Annotated in this window: 9 protein-coding genes; 1 reads left to right on the top strand and 8 read right to left on the bottom strand. The window is 55.5% G+C overall.

Annotated features, from left to right (window positions below):
- Nucleotides 1–547: 547 nt before the first annotated feature.
- The 8 genes from HC757_RS16475 to HC757_RS16440 form a co-directional block, all read right to left on the bottom strand.
- Nucleotides 548–1,558 (bottom strand): alpha/beta fold hydrolase, encoded by a 1,011-nt coding sequence (locus HC757_RS16475; protein ID WP_169565485.1) that lies wholly within the window; start codon nt 1,556–1,558, stop codon nt 548–550.
- A 143-nt stretch (nt 1,559–1,701) separates the two neighbouring features.
- Nucleotides 1,702–3,783 carry a flagellar biosynthesis protein FlhA gene (gene flhA / locus HC757_RS16470; protein ID WP_169565484.1) on the bottom strand — a complete coding sequence of 694 codons (2,082 nt, stop codon included), beginning with the start codon at nt 3,781–3,783 and terminating at the stop codon, nt 1,702–1,704.
- 15 nt (nt 3,784–3,798) lie between these two features.
- Nucleotides 3,799–4,929, bottom strand: a complete 1,131-nt coding sequence (gene flhB, locus HC757_RS16465) for a flagellar biosynthesis protein FlhB (RefSeq protein ID WP_169565483.1) — start codon at nt 4,927–4,929, stop codon at nt 3,799–3,801.
- Nucleotides 4,926–5,705: a flagellar biosynthetic protein FliR gene (fliR, locus tag HC757_RS16460; RefSeq protein ID WP_169565482.1), complete on the bottom strand. Its 780-nt coding sequence runs from the start codon at nt 5,703–5,705 to the stop codon at nt 4,926–4,928. The genes flhB and fliR overlap by 4 nt, the downstream gene beginning before the upstream one ends.
- Nucleotide 5,706: 1 nt before the next feature.
- Nucleotides 5,707–5,976, bottom strand: coding sequence for a flagellar biosynthetic protein FliQ (locus HC757_RS16455; protein ID WP_169565481.1), 270 nt, complete (start codon nt 5,974–5,976; stop codon nt 5,707–5,709).
- A 3-nt stretch (nt 5,977–5,979) separates the two neighbouring features.
- The gene (gene fliP, locus HC757_RS16450; RefSeq protein ID WP_169565480.1) at nt 5,980–6,708 is read right to left on the bottom strand and encodes a flagellar type III secretion system pore protein FliP; all 729 of its coding nucleotides are present in this window, start codon (nt 6,706–6,708) and stop codon (nt 5,980–5,982) included.
- A 2-nt stretch (nt 6,709–6,710) separates the two neighbouring features.
- Nucleotides 6,711–7,067 (bottom strand): flagellar motor switch protein FliN, encoded by a 357-nt coding sequence (gene fliN / locus HC757_RS16445; protein WP_169565479.1) that lies wholly within the window; start codon nt 7,065–7,067, stop codon nt 6,711–6,713.
- Complete coding sequence (locus HC757_RS16440; protein WP_169565478.1) at nt 7,060–7,941, bottom strand: FliM/FliN family flagellar motor switch protein; 882 nt, start codon at nt 7,939–7,941, stop codon at nt 7,060–7,062. The genes fliN and HC757_RS16440 overlap by 8 nt, the downstream gene beginning before the upstream one ends.
- Nucleotides 7,942–8,666: 725 nt before the next feature.
- Here HC757_RS16440 and HC757_RS16435 point away from each other — a divergent pair.
- Nucleotides 8,667–9,470, top strand: coding sequence for a MotY family protein (locus tag HC757_RS16435; RefSeq protein WP_169565477.1), 804 nt, complete (start codon nt 8,667–8,669; stop codon nt 9,468–9,470).
- The last annotated feature ends 3 nt before the right edge of the window (nt 9,471–9,473 follow it).

The following is a 9,473-nucleotide window of genomic DNA, read 5'->3' as shown; positions in this document are numbered from 1 at the left end:
ATATCGTTGGATATTACAGCCAGGTCAGGCCGCATCAATATAATGGCGGTCTGACACCAAGTGAGTCAGAGAGAAGGTTCTGGCTTGCGTATAAAACCGTGGCCAAAAAAGGTTGACCACTACAGTGTGCATCCCTGCACTGAGCCAGTTCGACCTCCTATCTCTCGTTCATGAGCGCATGACTTCGTCATATTCACCCTGTCACACCGGGGGCGCGAGTTCACTCTTTCAACATCGGCGTCCAACAGCCTCCATGCTTAACAGCCCAGTTCGGCATCCATGCCTCTCGTTCATAAGCTCATCGCTGCGCGATATTTCACCCGCCAACATCAAGACGAAAGCCTCTACAGCAATGTAGAGGCTTTTTTCGTATGTGCGTCGCGGTTTCTTTTGCAAGGATTTATCCGCCCCAGCTTCGCTAACGCTACGCGTTCATGAGCTCATCGCTGCGCGATATTTCACCCGCCAACAGCAAGACGAATGCCTCATCGAAAGATGAGGCATTGGCGTTTCCAACTCTGGGAATATGGGGAGAACGAGTATAGGGCTAGGCGTCAACGGCCCGGGTATTCACAGGTGCGTGACATTTCAGGAAGTCGAATAAGGCCTCTAAGGCGAGGTCCCTGATCTTATCCGACTCTATGAATATCTCATGCCTGGCACCTTCTATGGTCAACAGTTGGCAGTTCGGGCCTATAGCCAGATTTTGCGCCGCATTGTCCACCACTGTGTCTTCACTCGCCTGGAGTATCAATATCGGGGTTGTACTCTGCCTGGCCGCTCTTATGCATCTGTCGCCCGCATCTATCGCCTGGACTAACCAATGGTTGGTCGGCGCGCCCAGCTGCAGCTCAGGTTGTGTCTGATACAGCCAGCGATAGGCCTGGTAACGGATCTCGCTGTGAGTCAGTTCGTTCTCGGCAAAGGGCACGGCAACATAGTCCTTGCCCCTGGGTACATAGCTGGGCTCGCCGTTCTGCCTGACCCTATCCAGCTTGTTGGCTAACCAGCGTATGAAGCCTTTGCCCATGGGCAACTGGATGCCATACATGGGAGCACAAAGCACGGCCGCCTCGAATACGCCTGGATGGCGCTCGAGGTACAAGGTGGCTATGGCACTGCCCATGGAGTGACCTATCAGGAAGAGCGCTGTGCCGGGTGTTTGTGCCGGCAATACCACCAGGTCGATGAACAAGGCCAAATCATTCACATAGTCATCGAAGTGTTCCACATGCCCCTTATGGGGATTGCTCGTGAGCCGGCTCGATAGCCCCTGGCCTCGGTGATCCAGGGCATAGATGCTGTAACCCTGCCGATAACAGTCGAATATCAGTTCCTGATACTTTACATAGGACTCGACCCTGCCGTTGCTGACAACCAGGGTTCCCTTGCTCTGGGGGTGGGATATCGACATGTAAGCCAAATGCAGCTTGTCGTCCAGCTTGAGAAAGCCGTTGTCTATGCCCTGCCAGAAGGCTGCCAGCTCCGGCGAGCCCAGGGTCTGCTCCGAGCCGAAACTGGGGGTATAGCTTTGAGTGACTTCAGTCATTTGATTCATGTTAGTAAGGTCATTCAGGAAAGCGCCTGTGTCGGCGACCGTTGGTCATATGCCTGACAGTGTACCAGAGATGGGCCGGCGATCACCCGGCTTGCGATGCGTCCGTCCGGCTCCAGGTGCGAGCCGGACGGCAAAGACAGGGTTTAGCCCAATTGACCTGCGATCATCAGTTCCTTGGTCTCAGGCACTTCGTTGTAGGACAATACATGCAGTCCCCGGGCGAAGGCCAGGGCATAACGCGCCAGCAGGGGCCTGAGCTGCGGCGACACCAGCAGGATGGGGCTGTGGCCCTTGTCCTTGGTCTCGCTCAGCAGCTGTGGCATGCGCTGCTGCAACTGTGCCAATAGGTTGGGTTCGACCGGGAAGCTGTCCAGTGCCACCTTGCCCTGTTGTTGTGACTGGTTCAGTGCCGTCATCAGTGTCTGTTCCAGCTCAGGGGTGAGCGTCAGCACCTTGAGCTTGGCGCTGTTGCCGGCAATCTGTTGCAATATGCTGTTGCGCAGGGCGCAGCGCACATCGGCCGCCAACAGCACAGGATCTTTGCTCTGTTCACTGCACTCCAGCAAAGTGGTGGCTATGGTACGGATATCCTTGAGTGGGACTTGTTCCTTGAGCAGCAAGCGGAACACCTTCAGCAACTGGATAGGCGTCAGGGCCGTGGTCAAGGACTCCGCCAACTTGGGCGCCTGTTTGCTGAGCCTGTCGGTCAGCTGCATTATATCGTCGTGTTGCAACAGCTCCGACAGGGACTCCCTCAGCTGCTTGCTGACATGGGTCGCTATCACAGTGGCGTTGTCGACCACAGAGTAACCCAGGTTGAGCGCCTTGGCCTTGAGCTCGGGCGCGACCCAAACCGCATCCATCTGGTAGGCTGGCTCCTTGGTGAGTATGCCGTCTATCTCGCCATAGACAGGACCACTCTTGATGGCCAGCAAGTGCTCTGGCTCCAGTTCCGCGTAGGCGACCTGGGTGCCCATGAAATTGATTTGGTAGGCATTGGGTGCCAGCGCCAGATTGTCGCGCACCCTGACCTCGGATAACAGGAAGCCCGCCTGTTCGGAGAGGGTGCGGCGTATGCCGGTCAGGCGTTTCTGCAACTCGGCGCCCTTGGTTTTTTCGACCAGATGCACCAGTCGATAACCCAGGCGCACTTCGATTATGTCGGTGAAAGGCAGGGCGTCCCAGCTCGGCGCTGAGGGTTCGGTGAGATTGTGTTCCAGCACCTCATCGGCACTATCGTCACTCAATTGGGGCAAGTTGCGGCTCTGCCGCCAGGCGGCGAAGCCGAGCAGCAGGGCGAATGACAGGAATACCAGCGCCGGCATGCCGGGGGTGATGCCGAGGATCCCCATGACTATGGCCGCTGTGCCCAGGGTCTTGGGATTGGCCAGTAACTGACGGGTCAGCTGGGCGGGCATTTCTTCGGCGTCGGATACCCGGGTCACTATGATGGCGGCGGCCGTGGCCAGCAACAGCGAAGGTATCTGTGCCACCAGACCATCACCTATGGTCAGCAGGGCGTAAGTCTTGAAGGCCTCGGCGGCACTCAAGTCATGCATGAAGATGCCTATGCTGATCCCGCCTATTATATTGATCGCCAGGATCAGCAGGCCGGCGATGGCATCACCGCGCACAAACTTGGACGCCCCGTCCATGGAACCGTAGAAGTCTGCTTCCCTGGCGACATCCTGGCGTCTGACTCTGGCCTGTTCATGGGTCAGGGTGCCGGCATTGAGATCCGCATCTATGGCCATCTGCTTGCCGGGTAAGGCATCCAAGGTGAAACGCGCCGAGACCTCGGAGATGCGTTCGCCGCCCTTGGTGATGACCACGAAGTTGATGATCATCAGGATGAGGAAGATGACGGCACCTACCACATAGTTACCGCCGATCACTACCTCGCCGAAGGCCTGGATCACCCGCCCGGCAGCGTCGCCGCCCTCATGGCCTTCGATCAACACCACCCGGGTGGAGGCGACGTTCAGCGTCAGGCGCATCAGGGTCGCCAGCAGGAGCAAGGTAGGGAAAACCGAGAATTCCAGCGGGCGCCTGATGGAGACACTGACGAGCAACACCAGCACAGAGAGGACTATGTTGAAGGTGAATAGCACGTCCAGTAACCATGCCGGCAGCGGCAGGATCACCATGGCCAGAATGGCGAGCAGCATCACAGGGATGCCGATGGCGCTGTAATTTCCTGAAAAGGTGCGTGATAGCCAGTTCATAGGTTAAGCAATCCTTTAATCGTGTCGCAAGTGAGGAGGAATGAAGAAGTGGGGCAAAGGTTCGGGCCGCTGTTGCTGACCCTGGCGTGACGCTTTTATCTGCATCACATAACTGAGCACATGGGCGATGGCGGTAAACAGGGCGCCGGGGATCTGCTGATCTACCTGGGTCGAATGGTAAATGGCCCTGGTCAATGCCGGAATTTCGATGATCTCCACATTATGCTGTTTGGCCAGCCGGCGCATGTAGAGCGCCAACTCTTCGGTGCCTTTGGTCAATACATAGGGGGCATCCGCCAGAGCGGGATCGTATTTCAATGCCACAGCGTAATGGGTCGGATTGACCATCAACACGTCCGCCTTGGGGATGCAGGTATCGGCCCGTGAGCGCGCCATGCGCTGCTGTAATTGGCGTATCTTGGCCTTGATCTCCGGTTTGCCATCCTGTTGCTTATGCTCGTCCTTGATTTCCTGGCGTGACATGCGCAATTCTTGATGGTGATGCCAATATTGATAGGGCACGTCGATGAAAGTGATCAGCAGCAAGCCCGTCCCCAGATATAACATGCCCTCGGACAGCAACGTCATGCCCTTGGCGACCGCCTCATTGATAGGCAACTGACTGTAACCCAAGAGATCTTGCAGATGGCTGTTGAGGAAGGTGAGCATGATGCCGACCAACAGCAGGATTTTAAGCACGGACTTGAGCAGCTCGACCAGTGAGCGACTCGAGAATATCCTGCCTATGCCGGAAACGGGATCTATGCGGCTGTATTTGAAGCCGGCATTGCCGAAGCTGAATACCGGGCCGCCCGGGAGAGCGCCGGCGATGGCGGCGAGCAAGGCCACCATGATAAACAGGGGAGCGAGCAAGTCCAGCATGTGCAGCAAGCTCGCGCCCAGATGACGGGTCATGACATCGGCCTGATTCAATTCTGTCTTGGTCAGGCTGAAGTTGTATTCGAGCAGCTTGCTCACCCGGGTGGCAAACCAGTCGGCACTGGAGGTCAGCATCACAGAGCAGCCGATGATCAGTGCCGAAGCGGCCAGATCCTTGGATCTTGGGACCTGCCCCTGTTCCCTCGCCTTGCGCAGCTTGTGCGGCGTCGCCTGTTCGGTTTTATCCTGCTTATCCGTCTGACTCATGGATGACCGCCGATGAACTGATGCATGGCCGTCAGGGCATCCAGGCAGATGTCGCTGTAACGGCTGGGGATACCGCTGAGGGACAGGAGCACACACAGGAGTCCCATCAACATGGTCATGGGAAAGCCGAGGGCAAAGATGTTCAGCGAAGGTGCGGCGCGGCTCAAGACACCGAAGGTGATGTTGACCAGCAGCATGGCGAGCACCGCCGGGATGGCCAGCATGAGGGCGGCGGAAAACAGCCATCCCACCCTGGCTATCAGTCCCAGCAGCGGCAGCTCGAACAACCCTGTGCCTATGGGCCAGAGACGAAAGCTGTCGACCAGCACGCCCAAGGCCACCAGATGGCCGTCGAGCGCCAGGAAGATCAGGGTGCCGAACAACAGGAACCAGCCGCTCAGGATGGGGTTGGAGTTGCCGTTGGCAGGGTCATTCATTATCGCCATCGCCAAGCCCATCTGCATCGACATTATGGTGCCCAGCAGGGTCAGCACATGCAGCATCAGGCTCAGAAACAGTGCCAGCATGAAGCCGATGAGCAGTTGTTCTATGGCCAGCAGCAAGGCGGTCAATGACAGGGCATCGACTTGGGGAACCTGGGGCAGCATGGGGGCCAGCAACGCCGCCAGACATAGGGCGAACAAGATCCTCACAGTCACAGGCACGAAGGCGTTGCCCAATAAGGGCATCACCAGGAAGGCGCCCATGAGGCGGCAGAAGGGCCACCAGAAGCTGCCTATCATAGCGCTGAGTTGGGTCGAGGTGAGGGAGAGCATGTCAGCCTATGATGTGCGGAATGTTCATGAACAGCCGGTCGAACAGATCGGCCAGTTGCTGGATCAGCCAATGGCCGGCGAACAGCACCATCAGCAGGGTGATGATCAGCTTGGGCAGAAAGCTGAGGGTCTGCTCGTTGACCTGGGTCGCCGCCTGAAACACGGCGATCAGCAGCCCCAGGAGCAAGCCTGGGGTCACCAGCACGGCCACCATGGCTATCACCAGGTACATGGCGTCGGCGAACATGGATGTCAGTTCATTGATGTCCATGGGCTACCCGAAGCTGGCGGTCAGGGTGCTGACAGTCATGGACCAGCCATCGACCAACACGAAGATCATCAGTTTGAAGGGCAGCGAAATGATCAGCGGCGACAGCATCATCATCCCCATGGACATCAACACGCTGGCGACCACAAGATCTATCACCAGGAAAGGCAAGAACAGCAGGAAGCCTATCTGGAAGGCGGTCTTGAGTTCACTCAGCACGAAGGCCGGCATCAACACGAAGAAAGGCACATCCTCGGCCTTGAGATCTGTGGGTTCCCCGGCAATTTTCAGCATCTGCTCCAGATCTGTTTCCCTGGTTTGGGCCAACATGAAGCGGCTCAAGGGGACCTTGGCGATGGCTACCGCCTGGGTCAATTCTATCTGCCCCTGGTCATAGGGCTGGTAGGCGTCCTTGTATATGCTGTCGCCGACCGGGCGCATGATGAAAATGGTCAGCACCAGGGCTATGCCAACCAGAACCTTGTTCGGTGGGCTCTGCTGTAACCCCAGGGCTTGCCTCAGTATGGCCAGCACTATGATGACCCGGGTAAAGCTGGTCAACATCATGAGCAAGGCCGGCAGGAAGCTTAACGCCGTCATCAGGGCCAGGATTTCCAACTTGATGTTGACGGCCTGACTCTCCTGACCGTTGTCGAGCGTGAACAATGTGAATCCGTCGGATGCATAAACCTGAGGAGCCAACAAACAGAGGCACAGTATCAGCGCTCGCAGCATAGTCAGTCGCTCGCCCCACCCAGACCCAGGTCTTCAACTTCCAACAGGCGCACACCGTAACGGCCGCCGACTTCCACCACTTCACCTTTGCCCAGGAGTGCACCGTTGACTCTGATATCCAGGGGTTCACCCACCATACGATCCAGGGCTATGACGTCCCCCTCTCCCATGCGGGTGAGTTCACCCAGAGACATCTCGGCGCTGGCGAGTTCCAGGCTGACCTGGACCGGCAGTTGTTGAAAGAAAGAGATATCTTTCAATGGTTTGTTGGTTTTCTTTGGGGCGGAGAAATCATCTTCGGCGAAAATGTCATCGTCCAGCAGAAACTCATCATCCGTTAATGTGTGTTGTTCAGCCAAGGTTAGTGTCCTCCTGTTGGGATATGTCTTGGGTCAATTTGGCCACCATCTGTCCTTCATGACTGTGTACCGTTGCGTAAAACAAGGGCCGTTTCCCTACGGTCAGCAACATTTTTGGGTGCAGATTGATAGGGATGATATCGTCGATTGCGAGTCGCTTGAGGGATTGCACCGGCATGCCATGATGCCCGAGTGTCAGCTGCAGGGTGAGAGGCAAGTGCTTCAGCCACTGGTTCAATCTGATGGGCAAGTCACCACTGGCTTGGGCTTGCTTGGGTTGCTCGGCCATGAGTGCCAGCAGGTGCTCCGTCATGCAGAACAACATGGGTGGCGCCAGGTTATCGGCGCCGAAATCGATCGACCACACGGCGGGCGCATCCAGTGTCATGGCGCTGGCCACCAGTGTAATTTCCAGCTGCTGGACATCTATCACAGTCGTTGGCAGTTCGGCCACGGCCGCGGTGAAGAGCTTCTTGGCTAACCTGAACTCGGATTGACTGGGTTGCCTCAGTGGCGAATGCAGCGGGGTGGACAGGCTGCCGTAATAGCTGCTGGCCAGCTGATCCAGGCTGCAGCGATCGATTCGCCACCAGCCGAGCGTCTTCTGCTGGTATCTGAGGGCAAACCAGGCGTGATGTGGCTCAGGCAGCTGTGGACCCGCGGGTTCCGTCAGGGTCATGGCACAGGCCGCCCCATGACCGCCACGCACCAATGGGGCCAGAATGGCGTTGATCGCGTCCAGCAGCGCACGCCTGCTTTGAGTCAGCTGTTGCAATAAACGCGTTCTGGCAAGCTTCTCCTGTACCAGCATGATGGGCCGGACTCTCGGGCCTGTGTTTGCCTTGAGGAGCCTGGCCGTTGCCGTAGTCTTCATGTTTTACTCCGCATCAAAGGCAAGATCTGCCATGCTTAAAAAATCAGTATTAGTTTTAAAAACATGAATACTAAAGTCATAGTCGTTAGTTATTCAATGACCTTTACACCTTGCTGTAAATATAAAAAACACATGAATGTATTTGGATTTGGAATAGATAATTCTATTTTTAATGTTTATTTTCCACTGTAATTTACACATGCGAGTTTTTTTGGTTATTTTATGATCAGCCCCTAGTGTCAAATATTTGTCGAGCAATAACGTTTGCCATTTTTATGACGATAGTTATTTTTTTGACTGTCATTTTTTATTTTGACAAGCCTTTTGAGTGCCTGCTGAAATAAGGCCGACAAACATAGCAGTCAAGCCTAAATGTTACAACGATTTAAACACTTGCAAATGCATCTATTTTTAAAATATTGTTTTGTTGACAAAATATCTGGCGTATCATTAAAGTTAACCATTGGCTAACACTCGTGTTGCCCGGTGTTTTTTATGCTATACCGTCATCTATACTGTTTTTAATGGAGTTTTTTATGTAGCTTGGGGTTTTCCCTGTTTCGGAAGGGAAGTCACTCTGTGGTAACACTATCTGCACTATATTGGCAATAAGATAAGCCCAAGGCTTTTCTCTACATAATAATAATGCCAGAGGTTATAAGTTTATGCCTGTAGTTGTTCGTTTTGTGTTTTTATTTTATTGTGTCCTTCAACTCAACACTTCGATGGCGGCTCAAGAGGTTAGTCATTATAAAACGCCCCTGGATGCTGCCGAATGGCTTTTTAGTGGTGATGCCTTCGGTTGTAAAGTCAGCCATAGGGTCGCGGGTTTTGGCCAGCTGCAATTACTGGCCCTGCCGGGTCAGCCCCTGGCATTCCGGCTGGTTGCAGATTGGTTGCCACTGGATGACAAAAGGATCACGGCCAGGACAGTCGCTCCCGCTTGGCATGACTCCCGCAGCGGCCTGGTGACCTCCATGTCGGCGCAGGCCTATATCGCCACCGAGTCGCAGCATGCGGAACAGTTTCTCGAAGCCTTGGAGCGCGGCAACGCCTGGCAGTTAATCGTCTTCCAAGCCGAAACCCCCCTATATCAAATTGATTCCAGTCCGCTGGCGACTCAGGCCGCGGCCAATGCCCTGCGTCAGTGTCGGCGAAACTTACTGCCCCAGCCTTACTCCTATGTGCGTCAACGAGAGTTTCGTTTCCCCCAGGGCTCGGATGAGCTGGATGAGCAGGCCTTAAAGGACATTCGTGCCGTAGGCGCCTATGTGCTGGCCGATAAGGGGGTGAGCCAGGTGCTGGTCGATGGTCATACCGACAGCAGCGGCGATCACCTGATTAACCTCATGCTGAGCAAGCAGAGAAGCGATGAGATAGCGGCGCGCCTGATCGAGCTGGGTGTGAGCCGGGACAAGATCCAGGTGCGCAGCCATGGCGCCAGGTATCCCAAGGCCAGCAACGCCACCGAGTCAGGACGTCTGGCCAACCGCAGGGTGAGCGTCCGTTTGGTTAAGGAAGTGCAGTGATGG

The organism is Shewanella salipaludis (genome assembly GCF_012911865.1).
In the GTDB taxonomy this organism is placed as follows: domain Bacteria; phylum Pseudomonadota; class Gammaproteobacteria; order Enterobacterales; family Shewanellaceae; genus Shewanella; species Shewanella salipaludis.
This window is presented reverse-complemented; position numbering and strand designations above follow the sequence as displayed.

Excerpts from the sequence above, each read along its gene's own strand:
- HC757_RS16475 (WP_169565485.1), bottom strand. The coding sequence starts at position 1,558 with ATGAATCAAATGACTGAAGTCACTCAAAGCTATACCCCCAGTTTCGGC.
- flhA (WP_169565484.1), bottom strand. The coding sequence starts at position 3,783 with ATGAACTGGCTATCACGCACCTTTTCAGGAAATTACAGCGCCATCGGC.
- flhB (WP_169565483.1), bottom strand. The coding sequence starts at position 4,929 with ATGAGTCAGACGGATAAGCAGGATAAAACCGAACAGGCGACGCCGCAC.
- fliR (WP_169565482.1), bottom strand. The coding sequence starts at position 5,705 with ATGCTCTCCCTCACCTCGACCCAACTCAGCGCTATGATAGGCAGCTTC.
- HC757_RS16455 (WP_169565481.1), bottom strand. The coding sequence starts at position 5,976 with ATGGACATCAATGAACTGACATCCATGTTCGCCGACGCCATGTACCTG.
- fliP (WP_169565480.1), bottom strand. The coding sequence starts at position 6,708 with ATGCTGCGAGCGCTGATACTGTGCCTCTGTTTGTTGGCTCCTCAGGTT.
- HC757_RS16440 (WP_169565478.1), bottom strand. The coding sequence starts at position 7,941 with ATGAAGACTACGGCAACGGCCAGGCTCCTCAAGGCAAACACAGGCCCG.
- HC757_RS16435 (WP_169565477.1), top strand. The coding sequence starts at position 8,667 with ATGGCGGCTCAAGAGGTTAGTCATTATAAAACGCCCCTGGATGCTGCC.